Genomic DNA, 18,116 nt, shown 5'->3' on the forward strand with positions numbered 1-18,116 from the left:
GGTTCCTTGTTGCGGTCGTTGCTTGCGCTAATTTGGGGGAACGCAGCGCGTCGCGCAAGGGGTGGGGCTGATTGATGCCGCGTTGCAGCACCAAAGGGTGCCCCAGTTGCAACAGGGTTGCGCCCGAGTTGAAGGGGAGTTGCGGGGGAGTTGCCCCAGAGTTGAGGGGGAGTTGGGGTAGAGTTGGAAACGCCGGCTCAGAGCTGGCGCATGTGTGGCGGCAGCAGCAGGCCCTCGCTGTCGGCGGCGATCAGCGGCGCGCACCAGGCCACTGCGCCAAGCCAGATGCACAGCCCGCCAAGCAGCATTCCCGGCAGGACCCAGGCAAGACCCAGCAGGCAGAACACGCAGGCGACAAGCACATAGACGTCGCGCTTGAACAGGCGCTCCAGCGTCAGCGTGACGCTCTGCAGGACGGGGCGCCCCTCCAGCCTGCGTTCCAGCGCGGCGCGCAGAACGTCGAAGCTGCCGCGCTTGGGGCCGATGCGGACAAGGATGCTCATGGCAACGATGCCGCAGACCAGCAGCACCACGCAGGCCAGCGCAATCCAGCCATATTCCGGGCCATAAGTGCGGATCACCCCGGTCATCAGGCCGATCACGAAGCCGAGGTTGGCCACCATGTCGCATGCGGTATCGAGCAGCGCGCCGCGCCGGCTCATCGCCCATGAAACGCGGGCAATGTCGCCATCGACGCAATCGGTGACGGAAACCGCCTGAAACAGGAAACCGCCCAGCGCCAGCCATTCGACGCCGCCCTGTCCCAGTATGACCGCCATGACCATCGCCAGCGCGAGGGTGAACCAAGTGATGGGATCGGGACCAAGGCCGAGCTTCATCGCCAGCGCCGACATGCGGAACGAGATCGGCCGGTTGATCCAGCGACCAACCGGTCCCTCGGTGGGCTTCAGTGTTGCGCGCAGCAGTGCGAGGACGGTGGCCTGGTCGGTCTCGCCGCGAATCAGGCGTGGATCGCCCCGGACCAGGACCAACGCCGGATCCTCGCGCAGGGCTTCGAGCGCGGCCTTGGTGGGCTGCGCATCGGCTGGCAGCAGCGCGGTGCCGGGAGGCAGCGGCGTCGAGGCAGCGACGCAGGTGACTTGCGGCAAGGGGCGTGCGCGCATCGCAAAGCTGCGCTGCCAGTCCTCGGGAACCGGGGAATCGGCGAGAATCACGATTTCGCTGGCGCCGGTGAGATCGGCAAGAATCACCGCTCGCGCCACGCCGCTGATGCCACCGATGCGGCGGCGCAGGTAGGGACTTGCCGGAATCGCGACGGAAAACGGGGTATTCAAGCGTGCGTGCCTCATCCAGAGCCATCAGGCCCTTTCCACGGCCTATAGACACGGCTACCTGATGCGCCAAGCCAGCATCGTCGGGATGCATGCTGGCTGGCCAAGGCATTCAAGGGGTCGCAAGGGTGAACGCGGGAAATCGGACCGGGGCGATCGAACGCCCCAAGCGTCCGCGGGAATTGCAGGATGGACTGAACTACCATCTCTACCATCCGCTGGCATGGCGGCTGGCGCGGCTTCTTGCGCATACGCCGCTCACGCCGAACATGGTCTCGGTCTTCGGTGGCTTGCTCGTCGTGGCGGCGGGCGTGGTCTATTTCAACATGGATTCGACCGGCGGCACATGGACATTGGGCTGGCCGATGGGGGCAATGCTGGGCATGGCCCTGCACATGAGCTGGCACGTGGTCGATGGCGCCGACGGCGATCTGGCGCGGATCACCGGCAGGACCAGCCCGATCGGCGAAATGGTCGACGGCATCTGCGATTATGCCAGCCACATCGTGCTCTACGTGCTGCTCGCCTTCGTGCTGACGCGGCAGATCGGGTCGGGGCAGGCCTGGGCATGGACCTTGGCGGCTGGCGCCAGCCATATCGTGCAGTCCAACCATGTCGAGGTGCAGCGCCGGTTCTACCAGTACTGGACCTATGCCGTGCCCTGGCTCAACAACGCCAAGGACAACAACGCGGGCCTGTTCGGGGAAAAGACGCTGTTTTCCCGCCTGTTCGAACCGATCGCGCGCGGATACCTGTTCCTCGCCGCCGGGATGACGCCGCACGCCCGACAGATCGATGAAGCAGTGCGCCAGGCGCTGGCGGCGGACGACAAGGCGCGGCTCGAGGCCATCCGTGCCGAAGTGGCGCGCGAGCAGAAGCCGCTGCTTGATTTCCTCAAGCTGCTCGGGCCAAATCCGCGCGCCATCGTGCTGGGGCTGGGGATGATTGCCGGCAGCCCGGTCTATTACTTCTTCTATCAGGTGGTGGTGCTCAACCTGCTGCTGCTGATCTCGGTGCAGTTGCACAACCGCGCGGCCACGCGCACCGCGTCGAGAGTCTGATCAGCTGACGCGGTAACGGTTGAGCGAGAGCACGCCCGGCTGCGCCTTGCGCCAGATCATCACGAAGCCGGCATAGAACAGCAGCGCGATCAGCGGCGAAACTGCCTTGGTCACCACCGGATGCGCCCCCATCAGCGCCGTACCCTTGGCAAGACCGCCGAGCCACATGCCGAGCAGCACGGCCGCCCCGGCTGCGAGCACGGGGATTGCGGCATGGAACGGATGCGGGCGCACGCCGAGGCCCGAAAGCCAGTGCCGCCGCATGAAGGACGCCACCAGCGCCGCCAGCAGCATGGCCAGCGCCGCGCCGAGAATGCCGTATGCCGGAGTCAGCAGCGGGATGGCGAATCCCGCGATCACGATCAGGATCAGGTTGACCTGCAGGGCAAGCGCAGGTCGGCGGTAGTAGAGGATCAGTTCGGACACCCCGAATGCGCCATTGACCGTTTCGGCCAGCACCATCGCCAGCAGCGCGGCATAGCCGCCGGCATAATGCGCCCCGAACAGGTCGAGCAGGGCTTCGCCGGTTGCCGCCATCAGCAGGACGACGCCGAGCTGGATGGTCAGGATCACGCGCGTTGCCGCCGCCGTGGCCTTGCCGGTGGCGATGTCGCCATCGGTCATCATGGTGCGCGCCGTGAGCGGGGTGAGGATGCCGTCGAAAGCCTGGCGAACCTGCAGGATCGGCGTGCGCAGCTGGCGCAGCACGCCATAGACGCCCACCGCAGCATCGCCGAGCAGGAAGCCGACGAGATAGAGATCGATGCGCTGGGCCAGAGTGGTCAGGAAGTCGCTGCCGCTGGCCGGCGCCAGGGCGCGGGCGCGGCGGAGCAGTTCGGCCGGGTGCGGACGCCAGCGCCGCAGGCCAAGCGGACCGAGGCAGTGCCGCGCGCTCCACACTGAGAACAGGGCCAGCGCGATGGACCCGGCCCAGTAGCCGATGATCATGCCGGTCTGTTCAAAGCCCAGATACCAGGCGCCGAAGGCCACTGCGGTCAGTACATAAGGTTCGACAAGGCCGCGCGCGATGACCTCGTAGCGCATCTTGTGGGTCCAGCGGGTGGCGGCGAGCGCGACATCGCCGGTGATCTGGCCGAGCACGGCGGGCGCGATCAGGGCAAGCGCGAGGCGCAGGCTTTCGGACACCAGGCCATCCGGCAGCGCCTGTGCGCCAAGAACCAGCAGCATCGAGACTGCGATTCCGGCAATCGCGGCCAGCAGCAGCGCATCGAGCAGGACATGGGTGGCGCTTCGCGGGGCAGTGTCTGGCGTCGTTTCTTCCAGCCAGGGGAAGATCATGCGCTTCAGCCCGAGGCTGGCGATCGGCACGGCCAGTTCGACCATGGCGCTGGCCATCGTGAACACGCCATAGTTTGCCGCGCCATAGAGCCGCGCGCCGACATAGAGGAACGAGGCGCGCGCGGCGAAGCGGATCACGAAGCTCAGGGCGTTCGATCCCGCGCCGCGCGCGATTACTGTCTGTGAGCCCCGGTCTGCCGTCATTGCGCCCGCGCGCTTGGCGGCAAATGCGCGCAGGCGCAAGGGTGCCGGGCTGTGCGGAGGGCGGTCAGGCCGGGTCGCGCTTCATGGCAACGAGGCACAGCAGGACCACCCCTGCCGAAAGCACCTCCATCACGCCCCATGCCAGCCACTGCGAGTGATTGTAGAGCCAGACGCCAATGGCCGGGGCTGCGATATAGGCCGCGCCATTCACCGAAGCGACGATACCGGCGGACTGGCCCTGTTCGGCTGGCGAAACGGCAAGACTGGCACCCGAGGTGAAGCCGGGGCGGAACAGGCCGAAGCCCATCGAGGCGATGGCAAAGCCGACGGCAATGGTGTGCAGGTCACGGCCCATGGCGACTGGTATGATGCCTGCAGCGGCCAGGCTCATTCCCCACAGCGTCGAGGTTCTGGGTCCGAGTCCAAGCATCGGGATCAGCCCCCATTGCGCCAGCAAGGTCGCCACTGCGCCGCACATCAGCACGAGGCCGACCGGCCCTGCGCCGGCATCGGGATCGCCGCGCAGGCCAAGCCGGTCGAGCAGCAGGAAGCCGATCACGCCAAGGACCATCGCCTGCGCGTGCCCCCCGATCAGCCCTGCTGCCAGCCACGGACGCAGGCGGCGGTCGGTCCAGCGCAGACGGTCGCTTCCCTGGTGCCGGGGTTCCGCTTCGGGCAGTTCGTCGGGACTGCCATCGGGATGATCCTCGACCATGCGTGGATTGGACGAGGCGCTGAATGGCGCCGACATCACCTCGCCGCGGGCGGCAAAGCGGGGATCATCATCGGGCAACTGCGTGCGCAGCAGGACCAGCACGATCACGCCGAACAGGGCGAACATCGCGAAGGGGCCAACCAGTCCCAGGCCGGGCAGGATCAGCAGCGGAGCAAGCGCGGGGCCGAGGACCGTCCCCAGACCAAAGCTCGATGCGACCAGCGACAGCGCCTTGGTCCGGTCGGCGCGGCCGGTGCGGCTGGCGACGTAGGCTTGCACGGCGGGCGGGGCTGCGGAACCGAAGCCGCCATAGAGCGAGCGGGCAACGGCAAAGAGGATCATCGTCAACCCTGCGCTGAACCAACCATCGAGGCCGAAGTGGAGGATCGCTCCGCACAGGGCGAATGAGGAGATGAAGCCGACGACTCCCAGTGCCATCATCGCCTTGCGCCCGCGACGGTCGGACCGACGCGCCCAGAAGGGGGCCATGATCACCCACAGCAGCGCCGACCATGAATAGGCGAGGCTCACCCAGACGTCGGCAATGCCAAGCCGCGTGCCGATCGAGGGCATGACCGATTGCATCGCGGTATTGCCCGCCGCCGTGACCAGCATGACCGCAAACAGCAGGGCCATGCGCTCTTTCGGCAGGCGGATGGCGCCTTCGCTCATGCCTTCGCCCCCAGGGCAGGGATCGGAATTGTCCACGGCTGGTTCATCCATTGCTGACTAGGCCGGGCGAACGGTGCTTGCAATGGCAGGCCAAATTTGCGACCCGCTTCAGCCAAGCTTGACCGGCAGAGGACCATTTCCTGCAATGACTTCGACCCAGGTGGCGCGTGAGCCTCTTCTTCAGCGGGCAAAACGCAAGGTGGTACGCTTGGCTGGGCCGGCCGGGATCTTCTTCAAGGGCTTTCTCAAGCACCCCGCCATGGTTGGCGCAATCGTCCCGTCGTCGAACCGCACGATCGAGCGCGTGCTCTCGGTGGTCGATTGGGAAGAATGCCGCCTGTTCGTGGAATATGGCCCGGGTGTCGGGACGTTCTGTCGCCCGGTGCTCGAAAAGCTGCGCCGCGATGGCCGCCTGATCGTGATCGACACCAACCCCGATTTCATCGCCTATCTGCAGAAGACGATCGGCGACAGCCGCTTCATCGCCGTTCACGGTTCAGCCGCCGACGTGGAGGACATCGTCAAGGCGCATGGCTTTGACCACGCCGACTATGTGCTTTCGGGCCTGCCGTTCTCGAACCTGCCCGAAGGCGTCGGCCCGGCGATCATGGGGGCAACGCATCGCGTGCTGCGCCCCGGTGGCGCGTTCCTGGTTTATCAGTACACCGCCCGCGCGCGCGATCTGATGGGCCAGTTCTTCCGCCGCATCGACAAGGGGTTCGAGCCGGTCAACATCCCGCCCTGCGTGATCAGCTGGGGCTGGAAGGAATAAGCGCTCAATCGAAGATCGAGCGGATTTCCGAGGGCTGCCGTCCGCCAAGCTGGCGGTAGACCGCCGCCAGCACCGCAATGAAATAGATCAGCGCGCCCGAGGTTATGGCGCTTGATACCGCAGCCGTCAGCACGCGCTGCAACTCGCCCCCGGTCGTCAGCACCAGGACGACGCCGACCAGCATCATGGCCAGGCCATAGACCACCGCGAAGAGCAGGCCGAGAAGCACGAGGAAGGCCAGCAGGCGTCCCGAATTGCCCTGGGTCAGCGTCCACGAGCGGCGCAGCGCCTGGATCGGATTGCGCTCGCCCTCGATGGCAAGGACGGGCGCGACAAGCGCCATGCGCAGGCTGCACCAGACCATGGCCACGAACGCGGCAAGGATGACGACTGCGCCGATGGCCTGAACGCCGGTCAGCGCGGCCGCGCTCACCAGCACGAGGAACGCCATGCCAAGCGCGCCGCCGACGATGATCTGCGCCAGCACGTAAGGCCCCAGGGCGCGGAAACCGCGCGCGATGGCCTGGGCCACTGTCGGTCGTTCGGGATCGGTCATGACGATCAGCACGGTGACCGTCCCGGCCATCTGCAGCAGCGTGACGATGATCAGCAAGGGCAGCGACGACGTCCAGGCATCGGCCATGATCTCCATCATCCGACCCGGCGGCGTGCCCGGGGCCATCTGCGGTTCAGGCACGAAGATCGAGAAAGCAAGTCCGGGCAGCAGGAAGAACACGCCGGCGATGGCCATCAAGACATCGCGGTTGGTCGCAACGAGGCGCGTGGCGGTCTTCCAGGCAAGGCTGCTGTCGAGTTTGCTGTCAGGGCGGGGCGTCATGGCGGGGTCAATAGCAGCGTCGGACGATCACGTCGAACGTCAGTTTTGCGTGTCCAGCCTCTTGTCACCCGTCCGGCGCTGGGCCATTTCGCAGGCCATGGCCCGAAATGAGACTATCGAAATCCGGCGTGAAAGCGCGCAAGTGCCCTATCGCGCGGCGCTGGACGAAATGGCCCTGCGCAATGCCGCGATTGCCGAAGGCACCGCGCAGGAGCTGATCTGGCTGCTCGAACATCCGCCGGTCTATACCGCCGGGACCAGCGCCGTGCCCGACGAACTGCTCGATCCGCGTTTCGAGGTGGTCGAGGCCGGGCGGGGCGGGCGCTACACCTATCACGGGCCGGGGCAGCGCGTCGGCTATGTCCTGCTCGACCTGCGCAAGCGGGCGCGGGACGTGCGCGGTTTTGTCCATGCGCTCGAAGGCTGGGTGATCGAGACACTGGCCGACTTCGGCGTCGAATCGTGGCGGGCCGAAGGGCGCGTCGGCATCTGGACTCACGGAGCGGACGGGCGCGAGGCCAAGATCGGCGCGATCGGCGTGCGCATCCGTCGCTGGGTGACGATGCACGGCTTTTCGGTCAATCTCTCGCCCGATCTCTCGCACTTTGGCGGGATCGTGCCCTGCGGCATCGAGGAATTCGGCGTGACCAGTCTTGCCGCGCTGGGCAAGGAGGTTACACCGGAAGCGTGGGACGAGGCGCTGCTCTCGCACCTCGACCGTTTTCTCGAACGTCTGGATACGCCGTGCCCGCCATCAGCCGCCTGATTGTCCTCCCGCTCGCTCTTGGGCTCGCACTTGGCGGTTGCGGCAAGAAAGCCGACGACAAGGCGGCGGCGGCAGCCGGTGCGGAGGTTCTGCCCGGAACGATCTCGGACGACATGATCGACCTCGATACGTCCACGGCATCACCGCCGTTGGCACCGGCCCGCACCGAGAAGAAGAAGAAGGCAGCAGCGCCCTCGGCAAGCGAAGCCGCTGCAGAAGCACCGGCGGCTGGCGATGATCCTGCGGCCGGGGTGGCAGCTGGCTCAGCCGATCCCGAGTAACTGCCGCGCCATCCTCAGGTGCGGCTGATCGACCATGCGGCCGTTGTATTGCAACGTGCCGGCGTGGGGATTGGCGGAAAACAGGGCCACGATCGCGTGCGCCTCGGCCAGTTCCTCCGCGGTGGGGGCAAAGGCCGCGTTGATGATCGGCACCTGTGACGGGTGGATCGCCAGCATCCCGGTGAAGCCATCGGCCTTGGCCGCTTCGGCGGCGCGGCGCGTGCCGTCTTCGTCACGGAAATCGTCGTAAAGCGTGTCGACTGCCCACACGCCCTTGGCATGCGACACCAGCAGGCACTGCGCGCGAATGAAGCGGAACGCATCGGTCCACGCGCCGGCAGCATCGCGCTTGCGGCTGGCGCCGAGAACGGCGGACAAGTCTTCCGCGCCCCAGGTCAGGCCGGCAAGGCGCGGCATGGGATCATCGACATAGGACGGAATGGTCAGGGCAGAGCGTGCGGTCTCGCTGACCAGCGGCAGGATCTTTGTTGCGCCATTGGGCAGGCGGTTGCGCTGTTCCAGTTCGTAGATCTCGGCGGCGACCATGCGGATCTGGTCCGGCCCTTCGCACTTGGGCAGCATCACGCCATCGGGTGCCCCGGCCATGACCACGGCGAGGTCCTCGCGCCACAGGCCGGTCTCGATTGCGTTGATGCGCACCCAGCGTGCCAGCGGGCGGTTTTCCGTCACGTGCTGGCGATGGATCGCCAGCCAGTCGCGTGCGAGGATGCGGGCCTGTGGCTTTGCCGCCGGAGCGACCGCATCCTCGAGATCCACGATCACCGCATGCGCGCCGGTGGTCATGGCCTTGCCCAGCTTCTTGTCACTGTCACCGGGAACGAAAAGCCATGATCTTGGCGGCATGCGGCATTGCTCCATTGGGGCGTTGTCAGTCGGCGGCGGCGGTTTCCTCCGCCAGCGTCGGATAGTCGGTATAGCCGACCTCGCCCGGGAAATACCACGTCTGTGGCACCCCCTTGTTCGGATTGATGTGCGCTCCGACACGGATGCGCTCGACCAGATCGGGGTTCGAGATGAACGGACGGCCGAAGCTGATTGCATCGGCGCGGCCCGAGGCGACGTCGGCGGCGGCCTGTTCGGGCGTGTAGTCGCTGTTGAGGACGAGCGGGCCGGTATAAATCGAGCGGATCAGCGCGTCCTGCTGCGGCACGTCGGTCTGCCCGAAGGTTCCATCGGGCCCCGGCTGGCGAAGTTCGAGGAAGCCGATGCCGAGGTCCTGCAGTACCCGCGCCGCTTCGCCGAACGTGGCGGCGGGATTGCTGTCATCCGTGCCTTGCGAATCGCCGTTGGGTGACAGGCGGACCGAGACGAGGTCCTTGCCCCATACCGCGATCAGGCGTTCGACCACTTCACGCAGGATGCGTGACCGGTTCTGCGGCGAACCGCCGTAGTCGTCATCGCGCAGGTTGGTGCCATCGCGCAGGAACTGGTCGATCAGATAGCCATTGGCGGCATGAAGCTGCACGCCATCAAAGCCGGCCTTCTTGGCGTTTTCCGCAGCCAGGCCGTAATCATCGACAAGGCGTGGCATCTCGTCGAGGCGCAGGGGCCGCGCCGTGGCGAAGTCCTGCTTGCCTTCCGGCGTGTGCGCCTGCCCCGGCGCACGGGTGGCCGAAGCCGAGACCGGCGGTTCGCCACCGAGGAAGTACGGGTGAACAATCCGGCCCATGTGCCACAGCTGCATCACGATGCGACCGCCCGCCTGGTGTACGGCTTCGGTCACCGGCTTCCACGCTTCGGTCTGTTCTGCCGACCAGATGCCCGGTGCGCTTGGCCAGCCAAGGCCTTCGCGGCTGATGCCGGTGGCTTCGGAGATGATCAGGCCGGCGCTGGCGCGTTGCCGGTAGTATTCAGCCATGACCGGCGTAGGCACGCCTTCGCTAGTGGCGCGTCCACGGGTGAGCGGCGCCATGATGACGCGGTTCGGTGCTTCGATCGCGCCGAGGCGCAGGGGCTGGAACAGCGGTTCGTGCATGCTAGAGGACCTTTCCGAAGATAACGGGGAAACGCCAGATTTCGCCCTAAGTTTCTCTTTGCAACTGGATTAGGCTGCGCCCATGACGAATTCAAGTGACGCAGACCTGTCATTTCGCACCACACCGAAGCATTTCCTTGCACTGCTGACAGGAAACATTGCGCTGGCGCTGGGGCCTTGGTTCGTGCGCATTGCCGATAGTGGGCCGGTCTCGGCGGGGTTCTGGCGGCTGGCACTGGCGCTGCCGTTGCTCGCCCTGCTGGCATGGCGCAGCAAGGAACCGTTGCGCGGCTACCCGGCCAAGGACTGGTGGTTCATTGCTGCTGCGGGCGTGGTCTTCGCGCTCGATCTTGCCAGCTGGCACGTCGGGATCGAGCGGACCAAGCTCGGCAACGCTACGCTGTTCGGGAATTCCGGCAGCGTGATCCTGATGGTGTGGGGACTGGTGACGATGCACCGCCGCCCGCACTTGCGCGAGTTTGCCGCTGTGGCGATGGCGCTGGGCGGAGCGGGGCTGCTGCTGGGCCGCTCGATGGAGATCGATGCGCGCACCCTGGCAGGAGACCTGTTCTGCATCCTCGCCGGGCTGTTCTACGTGGTCTACATCCTGCTGGTGCAGAAGGTGCGCGAGCGACTGCGCCCGTGGAGCCTGCTGTTCTGGTCAAGCCTTGCCGGTTGCCCGGTCATGCTCGGCACGGCACTGGCGATGGGCGAGCCGGTACTGGCGCACAACTGGTGGCCGCTGATCGGGCTGATGCTGGCGAGCCAGATCGTCGGCCAAGGCTTGCTGGTCTATTCGCTCGGCCACTTTCCGCCGCTGGTGATCGGCCTCGTCCTGCTCACGCAACCGGCCGTCTCGGTCCTCGTCGGCTGGCTCTCGTTCGGCGAAGTCCTCGCCCTGCCCGACGCCATCGGCATGGCGCTGGTCGGCACCGCGCTGGTACTGGCGCGGCTAGGCGAGGGAAGGAGCGCCTAGCTCAGCTGCCGAACGGCCGCGCGCCCAGGTCGCCGAGGCCGACGGTGCCGCTGGCCATGTCGAGCATGCGGTCGAGGCTCTTCTTGGCAGCGAGGCGCAAGGTTTCGTCCATCTCGATGCGCGGCTGCAGGTCGCGCAGGGCGAGGTAGAGCTTTTCCATCGTGTTCAGCGCCATGTACGGGCAGATGTTGCAGTTGCAGTTGCCGTCCGCGCCCGGTGCACCGATGAAGGTCTTGTCGGGGACGGCCAGTTCCATCTGGTGGATGATGTGCGGCTCGGTCGCCACGATCAGCGTATCGCCGGGCATGGTCTTGGCAAATTGCAGGATGCCGCTGGTCGAGCCGACGTAGTCGCAATGGTCGATGATGTGCGGCGGGCATTCGGGGTGGCCGGCCACAGGCGCGCCGGGGTGCTGCGCCTTGAGCTTCAGCAGTTCGGTCTCGCTGAAGGCTTCGTGCACGATGCACACGCCCGGCCAGAGCAGCATGTCACGGCCGAACTTTCGGTTGAGATAGCCGCCGAGGTGACGGTCCGGCCCGAAGATGATCTTCTGCTCGGGCGGGATCTGGGCGAGGATCGTCTCGGCGCTGGAACTCGTGACGATCACGTCCGACAGGGCCTTCACCTCGGTCGAGCAGTTGATGTAGGTCAGCGCGATGTGATCGGGGTGGGCTTCGCGGAACGCCTTGAACTTGTCGGGCGGGCACGAATCCTCGAGGCTGCAGCCGGCGTCCATGTCTGGCAGGACCACGATCTTGTCAGGCGACAGGATCTTGGCGGTATCGGCCATGAACTTGACGCCGCAGAACGCGATGACGTCGGCATCGGTTTCAGCGGCCTTGCGCGAAAGCTCGAGGCTGTCGCCCACGAAATCGGCAATGTCCTGAATTTCCGGGCGCTGGTAATAGTGCCCGAGGATCACCGCGTTGCGCTCCTTGCGCAGACGGTCGATCTCGGCGCGCAGGTCGAGGCCGGAAAGGTTCAGGGGCTGGGCAGTCATCGTGTCACATCCTCCCGCCCGCTTGGGCGCGCGGGCGAGAGGCGGACTTAGGGACCTCAACCCGCCGCGGCAATACCTTCTGCCAGCGAAACGAACGGCGGAAACACGGCAAGGCCCATGACCACGCCGAACAGGACCACTACGGCCAGTGCGCTGAAGCGGGTGGCCGGGTGCACCGATCCGGTCTCGCGCAGGTCATGCATCGCGATCAGGCCCACGGCAAAGAGCTGGAAGGCGCCCTCGACAATTGGCGTCAGCGTTGGCCCGAGGATCGGCGCGGGCACGAGCCGGCCGATGGCAGGTTCGAGGATCAGGATCATCGCGCCCATCATCAGGCGGCGATGCCACTGGGTTTCGCGCCGCATGGCGATCGCGGCGATGACCATCGCGGCGAACAGTGCGGTGCCGATGTGCGTCAGCGCCAGGAAATAGGCATTGCTGAAGAATGGCGGCACGCGATGCAGTTCGATCGCCATGCGGCCGGTGAACATGCCAAGCCCGGCGATGAACAGGACGAGCGCCAGCGACACCCAGCCGAGCTTGCGGTGCAGCGCGATGTTGCCGGTGAGCGCCAGCTGGTTCTGCAGCACGAACATGCCGAGCCATGACAGCATCGCCACGCCGTGGAGATGCACCCAGACCGGTGCGGTGGACGGCGAGGCCATCCCGCGCAAGGCCCACTGGCCGAACGCGAAGACGACGAACACCGCCATGCCGATGGCCATGCGGGTGAAAAAGCGCTGGTCGCGCGAGTACGGATAAACAGTATTGATTGCGGCGGTTGCCATGAGGTGTCTCCACCAGTCCCGAGGCGCCCGCTAGGCGATTCGGTCCGATCTGGCGGTGACGTCAGTCACACTTGCAACCATTTCGCCAGGGCTGTCGCCCTTTACTTGTCGAACGTGACCTCGACCTTGGCCTTGCCGTAACCCGCCACCTGCAGGGGGATCGACAGATTTTGGGCGATGGCTTCCCGGGCGGCCTGCCGGGCAAGGTTCATCAGCACGGGATTGGCCGCCTGCTGCACCGCCTGCGCTTCGGCAAGCCGTGTGTTGTCGCGGGTCAGCTTGTCCTGGGCATCGCGGCTGATCCAGATGCCGTCGCGCAAGTACTGCGCCCGCGCCTCATCGAGATTGGGACGGCTGACGGTGAGCGGCGGCAGGCGGACTGCAAGGGTCTGTCCTTCCGCATTCCACGTCAGGCGGTCTCGGCCGACTTGCGCAAGGTTGATCGTGTAGTCGATCCGCGCCGGGATTACTGCGACCTGTTTGGAATTGACGAGGCCGAACAGGCGGGAATCGTTGCTCGATACGACAGGGGCGAGCTCGGCGCTGAACACTGTCAGCTTGTCCTGTTTTTCGAACGCGACAAGACTGGTGGAGAGCGGATCGCCAAGATCCTCGGGCTCCCACCATTGCCAGGCGAAGAAGGCTGCCGCTGCCAGCGCGACAAGGAACAGGCCCCAAGGCAGCAAGGAGATGCGCGCCAGCGAAGGCGCTGCCGGTTTGGTCGTAGGGCGGGAGGTCAGGCCTGGATCATCCATGTCTCATCCTCAACCCTCACCCGTCCCTGACGTTCCAGATCGAGCAGGTGGGCAAGCACCGAGCGACCTGCTGCACCGTGGAGCCGCGGATCGAGGCCCTTGTACATGGCGCTGACGAACTCGGGAATGGCGTGCGGTCCGCCGTCTTCCAGCAATCGCAGGATCTGGCGTTCGCGCTGGCGGCGATGGCCGAGCATGCCGCGCACGAGCTGGCGCGGGTTGTCGATCTGCGGCCCGTGCGCGGGATAGAGCACGCGATCGGCGCGATCGTGGAGCTTCTGCAGGCTCGCCATGTATGCCGCCATGTCGCCATCCGGCGGTGAGACAACCGAGGTGGACCAACCCATCACGTGATCGCCGGTGAACAGCGCACCGCTTTCCACCACGCTGTAGCACAGGTGGTTGGAGGTATGGCCGGGCGTGGCGACGGCTTCGAGCGTCCAGCCATCGCCCGAAATGCGCTCGCCATCTGCGAGAACGCGGTCGGGCATGTAGTCGGCATCGAAAGCGGCATCGGCGCGCGGGCCGTCGTCCTCCATGGTCAGCGGAGCGCAGCCGATGATCGGGGCGCCAGTGGCTTCGGCAAGGGGGCGCGAGGCGGGGCTATGATCGCGATGGGTGTGGGTGCAGACAATCGCGACGATCCTGGCATCGCCCACTGCGGCGAGGATGGCGTCGAGATGGCCCTGGCTTTCCGAGCCGACGACATGGTCCATGCCGTAAGGGCCGGGATCGATCACCGCCACGTCCTTGCCAGCTCCGACCAGATAGGTCTGCGTGCCGGTGAAGGTGTAGGGCGAGGGGTTGGGGGCGAGCACGCGGCGCACCAGCGGTTCGAGTTGCTCGGCGCGGCCGACGGGCCATTCGCTGCGGTCGGGGATCGGGGGCATCTGGGCCATGGCCGGGGTATGGGGACTGCAACGCCCGGGCGCAACCGCGCAAGTCATGTCAGATTGCAGTGGATGCCGCTACCGTGCCGGCAGATCAGGCGGCGCTTGAATGATCCTCGACAGCACGGGCAAGGCGGTCGCGCAAGCGTTGCACGGCACTGCCATTGGCGATGGCCTCGGATCGCCACGCCTGTTCCAGCCGCTGGATGCGCTGGTAAAGCCGCTGGCTGTCGTGAACCAGCGCCTGCACGTCCTGCGGCAGGTTGGCGACGACTTCGCGATCGCTGTCGGGAAAATTCGCGATCAGGCGGCCATGGCGGCGCAGTTGCAGCTCCGAAAGCTCGCCTGCGAAGTGGGCGCGATGATTGAGCAGCCAGGCCAGGCAGTGCATCACGCGTGTCGTCGTGCGCAGCGCTTCACAGCTTACCTGCACGCGCCGCAGATCCTCGTCATCGGCGACGATCTGGTTGGTCTCCTGGCGCAGCCGTTCGAATCGTGTGCGCACCTGATCGGCAAGACCGAGCGCCTCGGCATGGAGAGCGTCTACGATACGCGGATTCAGGCTCGGCAACAAAGGCATGAAATGCGCATAGCCCGACCGTCTTTGTTTCGCCAACATGACATCGAACCAAATCTGTCCCGTTTCGTGAACGTTTCTTAACGGGACACTCGCGCATTGCCGAGCGCGTGATTCAACTGTCTGATTTCAGGCGATGATGTCGGGAATAAGGTAATCCTCGATCATCGCGATCTGGTCTTTCAGCAGCAATTTGCGCTTCTTGAGACGGGCGATCTGCAACTGGTCGCGCGCACCGTTGAGCGAGAGCGCGTCGATCGCCGCGTCGAGGTCACGGTGTTCGATACGCAGCGCAGCAAGCCGCTTGCGCATTTCCTCTTCGGTCACGTTCCGCCCAACTCCTTCGACCCGGTGAACCGGTCGTAATCTGCGACTTACGGCATAACCCGTAAAGTGCAACGCTCCGGCGCGGTTTGGCTTGCAAGATACGGCCAATGTGGGAGCATGACAACGCGCCGCCTGTTCGAGTCGTGAAGAACCGGCCGAAAGGTTGCGCCGCCCCGCACGGGGATGGCCTCGTGCGGTTTTCTGAAGGGGGCTTTCCCTTAAGGAGGAAAAAGCATGGAATCGACGCACATCAGCGCACTCCAGACAAAGCACGCCGGACTTGAAAAGCAGATCCAATCGGAAATGTCCCGGCCTCTCCCTGATGAAACGCTGGTGGCTCAGCTCAAGAGAAAGAAGCTGAAGATCAAGGAAGAGCTATCGCGCTTCCACTGATCCTTGCGCGCCTTTAGGCAACACACGGAGCCGCCCGATCGGGCGGCTCTTTTGCATCGGCAACTCGCCATTCTCTACCTGCATAGCTATCCGCAGCATAATCGCCTCGGTATCGGATTGTGCGCAACATTCCCAAACCGCGCGCACTAGGCTAATCCATGTCCATGCTCAGTGCCGTGACCTCTGCCCGACAAATCCTGACTTCGCTGCACGAGGTCATGGCCTCGCGCGCGGGTGCCCAGGCCAAGCTGAACCAGATCGTCGAAGTCATCGGCGAAAATCTCGATTCAGAGGTGTGCTCGATCTACCTCCTGCGCGAGGGGATGCTCGAGCTCTTCGCCACGCGCGGCCTCAACCAGGCGGCGGTCCACGTCACCCGGCTGGCCGTGGGCGAGGGTCTGGTCGGCACCATCGCTGGCAATGTCGAGACGCTGAACCTTGCCGAGGCAGCGGCGCATCCCGACTTCGCGTTCCGTCCCGAAACGGGCGAGGAAAAGTTCCACTCCTTTGCCGGTGTTCCGATCGTGCGGCGCGAACGCGCGGTGGGCGTGGTTGCGGTCCAGCACGTCGAACCGCGCCGCTACGAAGAGGTCGAGATCGAGGCGCTGCAGACGGTGGCGATGGTTCTTTCCGAACTCATCGCCAATGCAGAGCTGATCGACGACGAGGAAACGCTGGGGGTGCCGGCCCACCTTACCGGGCCGGACCGCATCAAGGGGCTGACCCTGGTGAAGGGCCTCGCCAGTGGCGTTGCCGTCTATCACCAGCCCCGCGTCACGATCGAGCATGTCGTCGCAGAGGACACCGAGGCCGAGCGCCAGCGCGTCTATCTGGCGTTCGACAAGATGCGCGAACAGATCGACCGCATGGCCAGCCAGGCGGAATTCGGCGTAGGCGGAGAGCATGAGGAGGTGCTCGAGACCTACCGCATGTTCGCCTATGACGAAGGTTGGTCGCGCCGGATCAACGAGGCGATCGATTCCGGGCTCACGGCAGAAGCGGCGATCGAGCGCGTGCAGCAGCGCACCCGCATGCGCATGCGCCAGATCGACGACCCGCTTCTGGCCGACCGCATGCACGATCTCGAGGATCTGTCGAATCGCCTGCTGCGGATCGTCTCGGGTCAGCTGGGCACCGCCGCCAGCATGGGCCTCAAGGGCGATGCCATCCTGATCGCACGCAATCTCGGCCCGGCCGAACTGCTCGAATACGATCGGCGGCGCCTCAAGGGCGTCATTCTCGAGGAAGGCTCGCTCACCGCGCATGTCGTCATCGTGGCGCGGGCCATGGGCATACCGGTGGTCGGCCGCATGCGGGCGCTGCGCGGCAAGGTGCGCGATGGCGATCACCTCCTGCTCGATGGCGATCAGGGCGTGGTCGACGTCCGCCCCGCACCCACGCTGATAGAAGCGTTCGAGGCGCGCTTTGCCAGAAACCGCGAACGGCAGGCCCATTACGCCACGATGCGCGAGGTCGAGCCTTTCACTCGCGACGGCACGCGCATCGCCGTGCTGATGAATGCGGGGCTGCGCGACGATACGCCAATGCTCAACCTCACCGGCGCGGATGGCATCGGCCTGTTCCGCACCGAGTTCCAGTTCCTCGTTTCGGCGACGCTGCCCTCGCGTGAGCGCCAGACCCGGCTCTATCGTGATGTGATGGACTCGGCCGGCGATCGTCCGGTGGTGTTCCGCACGGTCGATATCGGCGGTGACAAGGTGCTGCCCTACCTGCGCCATAATGACGGTGAGGCCGAGGAGAACCCGGCCATGGGCTGGCGCGCGCTGCGCGTGGCGCTGGAACGCGATGGCTTGCTGAAGGTGCAGGCCCGCGCCCTGCTCGAAGCCGCGGGCGGGCGGACGCTCAACGTCATGTTCCCGATGGTCACCGAACCGTGGGAGTTCGATGCCGCCAAGGCCGTATTCGATGGCCAGCTGGCCTTCCTGCGCAAGCAGAAGAAGATCCTGCCCGAGGCGATCCGCTATGGCGCGATGCTCGAAGTCCCGGCGCTGGCCGAGTGTCTCGACCTGCTGGCTCCGAAGCTCTCGTTCCTGTCGATCGGCACCAACGACCTGACGCAATTCCTGTTCGCCGCCGACCGTGCCAATCCCAAGCTTGCCGAACGCTACGACTGGCTCAGCCCGGCCATCCTGCGCTTCCTGCGCCGCGTGGTGAACACGGTGGCGCCGTTCGGCACCGACGTGACAGTCTGTGGCGAGATGGGCGGACGCAGGCTGGAGGCGCTCGCCCTGCTCGGCCTTGGCATCACGCGCCTTTCGATTACGCCTGCGGCGGTCGGGCCCGTCAAGGAACTTGTCCGCAAGGTCGATGTGAACGAGATTCGCGCGGCAATGGCCGGCTGGCTGTCCGAACCCCCGCAAGACCTTCGCGCTGCGATTGCCGAATGGGCCGCCGCACGCGGGATCGAGTGCGACTGAGGGTGGCTCAGGGGCGTTTCGTCGTCGAAATCCGCCATTCTTCGTCGAAAGCCGTTGACAATCGCAGGGGCGACGC

General features: G+C 65.6%; 19 protein-coding genes. 7 read left to right on the forward strand and 12 right to left on the reverse strand.

Annotated features, from left to right (window positions below):
- Positions 1-197 precede the first annotated feature (197 nt).
- A complete protein-coding gene (locus tag HGI46_RS10270) occupies positions 198-1,295 on the reverse strand; it encodes a CDP-alcohol phosphatidyltransferase family protein (protein ID WP_168904080.1) in 1,098 nt (365 codons plus the stop codon).
- A 125-nt stretch (positions 1,296-1,420) separates the two neighbouring features.
- On the opposite strand from HGI46_RS10270, the gene HGI46_RS10275 reads away from it, so the two are divergent.
- Positions 1,421-2,353 carry a CDP-alcohol phosphatidyltransferase family protein gene (locus HGI46_RS10275; protein ID WP_346766703.1) on the forward strand — a complete coding sequence of 311 codons (933 nt, stop codon included), beginning with the start codon at positions 1,421-1,423 and terminating at the stop codon, positions 2,351-2,353.
- Here HGI46_RS10275 and HGI46_RS10280 read toward each other — a convergent pair whose 3' ends face one another.
- Complete coding sequence (locus HGI46_RS10280) at positions 2,354-3,856, reverse strand: lipopolysaccharide biosynthesis protein (protein WP_168904082.1); 1,503 nt, start codon at positions 3,854-3,856, stop codon at positions 2,354-2,356.
- A gap of 64 nt (positions 3,857-3,920) precedes the next feature.
- Positions 3,921-5,243 (reverse strand): MFS transporter, encoded by a 1,323-nt coding sequence (locus HGI46_RS10285; RefSeq protein ID WP_206065671.1) that lies wholly within the window; start codon positions 5,241-5,243, stop codon positions 3,921-3,923.
- Between the two features lie 145 nt (positions 5,244-5,388).
- Here HGI46_RS10285 and HGI46_RS10290 point away from each other — a divergent pair, with 145 nt between their 5' ends.
- Positions 5,389-6,015, forward strand: a complete 627-nt coding sequence (locus tag HGI46_RS10290; RefSeq protein WP_118072828.1) for a methyltransferase domain-containing protein — start codon at positions 5,389-5,391, stop codon at positions 6,013-6,015.
- Positions 6,016-6,019: 4 nt separating this feature from the next.
- Here the strand turns inward: HGI46_RS10290 and HGI46_RS10295 are convergent, their stop codons facing one another.
- A complete protein-coding gene (locus HGI46_RS10295; RefSeq protein WP_118072829.1) occupies positions 6,020-6,853 on the reverse strand; it encodes a glycerophosphoryl diester phosphodiesterase membrane domain-containing protein in 834 nt (277 codons plus the stop codon).
- Between the two features lie 97 nt (positions 6,854-6,950).
- On the opposite strand from HGI46_RS10295, the gene lipB reads away from it, so the two are divergent.
- Together lipB and HGI46_RS10305 are read left to right on the forward strand one after the other, a co-directional pair.
- Positions 6,951-7,619 (forward strand): lipoyl(octanoyl) transferase LipB, encoded by a 669-nt coding sequence (lipB, locus tag HGI46_RS10300; protein ID WP_168904195.1) that lies wholly within the window; start codon positions 6,951-6,953, stop codon positions 7,617-7,619.
- Positions 7,598-7,900: a hypothetical protein gene (locus HGI46_RS10305; protein WP_168903862.1), complete on the forward strand. Its 303-nt coding sequence runs from the start codon at positions 7,598-7,600 to the stop codon at positions 7,898-7,900. Before lipB ends, HGI46_RS10305 begins: the two co-directional genes overlap by 22 nt.
- Here the strand turns inward: HGI46_RS10305 and HGI46_RS10310 are convergent.
- Positions 7,883-8,764: a CoA ester lyase gene (locus tag HGI46_RS10310; protein ID WP_168904083.1), complete on the reverse strand. Its 882-nt coding sequence runs from the start codon at positions 8,762-8,764 to the stop codon at positions 7,883-7,885. The two genes, HGI46_RS10305 and HGI46_RS10310, sit on opposite strands and share 18 nt — an antisense overlap.
- Before the next feature lie 25 nt (positions 8,765-8,789).
- Positions 8,790-9,896 (reverse strand): alkene reductase, encoded by a 1,107-nt coding sequence (locus tag HGI46_RS10315; protein ID WP_118072833.1) that lies wholly within the window; start codon positions 9,894-9,896, stop codon positions 8,790-8,792.
- Between the two features lie 82 nt (positions 9,897-9,978).
- Between HGI46_RS10315 and HGI46_RS10320 the strand changes: the two genes are divergently transcribed.
- On the forward strand, positions 9,979-10,872 hold the full coding sequence (locus HGI46_RS10320) for a DMT family transporter (RefSeq protein ID WP_168904084.1): 894 nt from the start codon (positions 9,979-9,981) through the stop codon (positions 10,870-10,872).
- A 1-nt stretch (position 10,873) separates the two neighbouring features.
- Here HGI46_RS10320 and nadA read toward each other — a convergent pair whose 3' ends face one another.
- From nadA to HGI46_RS10350, 6 genes are all read right to left on the reverse strand, one after another.
- The gene (nadA, locus tag HGI46_RS10325) at positions 10,874-11,872 is read right to left on the reverse strand and encodes a quinolinate synthase NadA (protein ID WP_118072835.1); all 999 of its coding nucleotides are present in this window, start codon (positions 11,870-11,872) and stop codon (positions 10,874-10,876) included.
- A 56-nt stretch (positions 11,873-11,928) separates the two neighbouring features.
- Positions 11,929-12,660 carry an adenylate cyclase gene (locus tag HGI46_RS10330; RefSeq protein WP_118072836.1) on the reverse strand — a complete coding sequence of 244 codons (732 nt, stop codon included), beginning with the start codon at positions 12,658-12,660 and terminating at the stop codon, positions 11,929-11,931.
- 101 nt (positions 12,661-12,761) lie between these two features.
- Positions 12,762-13,415 (reverse strand): DUF4230 domain-containing protein, encoded by a 654-nt coding sequence (locus HGI46_RS10335; protein WP_168904085.1) that lies wholly within the window; start codon positions 13,413-13,415, stop codon positions 12,762-12,764.
- Positions 13,397-14,305 carry an MBL fold metallo-hydrolase gene (locus tag HGI46_RS10340; protein ID WP_168904196.1) on the reverse strand — a complete coding sequence of 303 codons (909 nt, stop codon included), beginning with the start codon at positions 14,303-14,305 and terminating at the stop codon, positions 13,397-13,399. The genes HGI46_RS10335 and HGI46_RS10340 overlap by 19 nt, the downstream gene beginning before the upstream one ends.
- A 94-nt stretch (positions 14,306-14,399) precedes the next feature.
- Positions 14,400-14,885 carry a DUF1465 family protein gene (locus tag HGI46_RS10345; protein WP_205525256.1) on the reverse strand — a complete coding sequence of 162 codons (486 nt, stop codon included), beginning with the start codon at positions 14,883-14,885 and terminating at the stop codon, positions 14,400-14,402.
- A 126-nt stretch (positions 14,886-15,011) separates the two neighbouring features.
- The gene (locus tag HGI46_RS10350) at positions 15,012-15,209 is read right to left on the reverse strand and encodes a DUF465 domain-containing protein (RefSeq protein ID WP_039333267.1); all 198 of its coding nucleotides are present in this window, start codon (positions 15,207-15,209) and stop codon (positions 15,012-15,014) included.
- 234 nt (positions 15,210-15,443) lie between these two features.
- On the opposite strand from HGI46_RS10350, the gene HGI46_RS10355 reads away from it, so the two are divergent.
- Positions 15,444-15,602: a DUF465 domain-containing protein gene (locus tag HGI46_RS10355; RefSeq protein ID WP_118072838.1), complete on the forward strand. Its 159-nt coding sequence runs from the start codon at positions 15,444-15,446 to the stop codon at positions 15,600-15,602.
- 164 nt (positions 15,603-15,766) lie between these two features.
- Positions 15,767-18,040, forward strand: coding sequence for a phosphoenolpyruvate--protein phosphotransferase (ptsP, locus tag HGI46_RS10360; RefSeq protein ID WP_205525257.1), 2,274 nt, complete (start codon positions 15,767-15,769; stop codon positions 18,038-18,040).
- Positions 18,041-18,116: the final 76 nt, after the last annotated feature.

This window comes from Novosphingobium sp. ERW19 (assembly GCF_012641315.1).
Classification (GTDB): Bacteria; Pseudomonadota; Alphaproteobacteria; order Sphingomonadales; family Sphingomonadaceae; genus Novosphingobium.

Coding starts and splice junctions, on each gene's coding strand:
- HGI46_RS10280 (WP_168904082.1), bottom strand. CDS start 3,856: ATGACGGCAGACCGGGGCTCACAGACAGTAATCGCGCGCGGCGCGGGA.
- HGI46_RS10285 (WP_206065671.1), bottom strand. CDS start 5,243: ATGAGCGAAGGCGCCATCCGCCTGCCGAAAGAGCGCATGGCCCTGCTG.
- HGI46_RS10290 (WP_118072828.1), top strand. CDS start 5,389: ATGACTTCGACCCAGGTGGCGCGTGAGCCTCTTCTTCAGCGGGCAAAA.
- HGI46_RS10295 (WP_118072829.1), bottom strand. CDS start 6,853: ATGACGCCCCGCCCTGACAGCAAACTCGACAGCAGCCTTGCCTGGAAG.
- lipB (WP_168904195.1), top strand. CDS start 6,951: ATGGCCCGAAATGAGACTATCGAAATCCGGCGTGAAAGCGCGCAAGTG.
- HGI46_RS10310 (WP_168904083.1), bottom strand. CDS start 8,764: ATGCCGCCAAGATCATGGCTTTTCGTTCCCGGTGACAGTGACAAGAAG.
- HGI46_RS10315 (WP_118072833.1), bottom strand. CDS start 9,896: ATGCACGAACCGCTGTTCCAGCCCCTGCGCCTCGGCGCGATCGAAGCA.
- HGI46_RS10320 (WP_168904084.1), top strand. CDS start 9,979: ATGACGAATTCAAGTGACGCAGACCTGTCATTTCGCACCACACCGAAG.
- nadA (WP_118072835.1), bottom strand. CDS start 11,872: ATGACTGCCCAGCCCCTGAACCTTTCCGGCCTCGACCTGCGCGCCGAG.
- HGI46_RS10330 (WP_118072836.1), bottom strand. CDS start 12,660: ATGGCAACCGCCGCAATCAATACTGTTTATCCGTACTCGCGCGACCAG.
- HGI46_RS10335 (WP_168904085.1), bottom strand. CDS start 13,415: ATGGATGATCCAGGCCTGACCTCCCGCCCTACGACCAAACCGGCAGCG.
- HGI46_RS10340 (WP_168904196.1), bottom strand. CDS start 14,305: ATGCCCCCGATCCCCGACCGCAGCGAATGGCCCGTCGGCCGCGCCGAG.
- HGI46_RS10345 (WP_205525256.1), bottom strand. CDS start 14,885: ATGCCTTTGTTGCCGAGCCTGAATCCGCGTATCGTAGACGCTCTCCAT.
- HGI46_RS10355 (WP_118072838.1), top strand. CDS start 15,444: ATGGAATCGACGCACATCAGCGCACTCCAGACAAAGCACGCCGGACTT.
- ptsP (WP_205525257.1), top strand. CDS start 15,767: ATGCTCAGTGCCGTGACCTCTGCCCGACAAATCCTGACTTCGCTGCAC.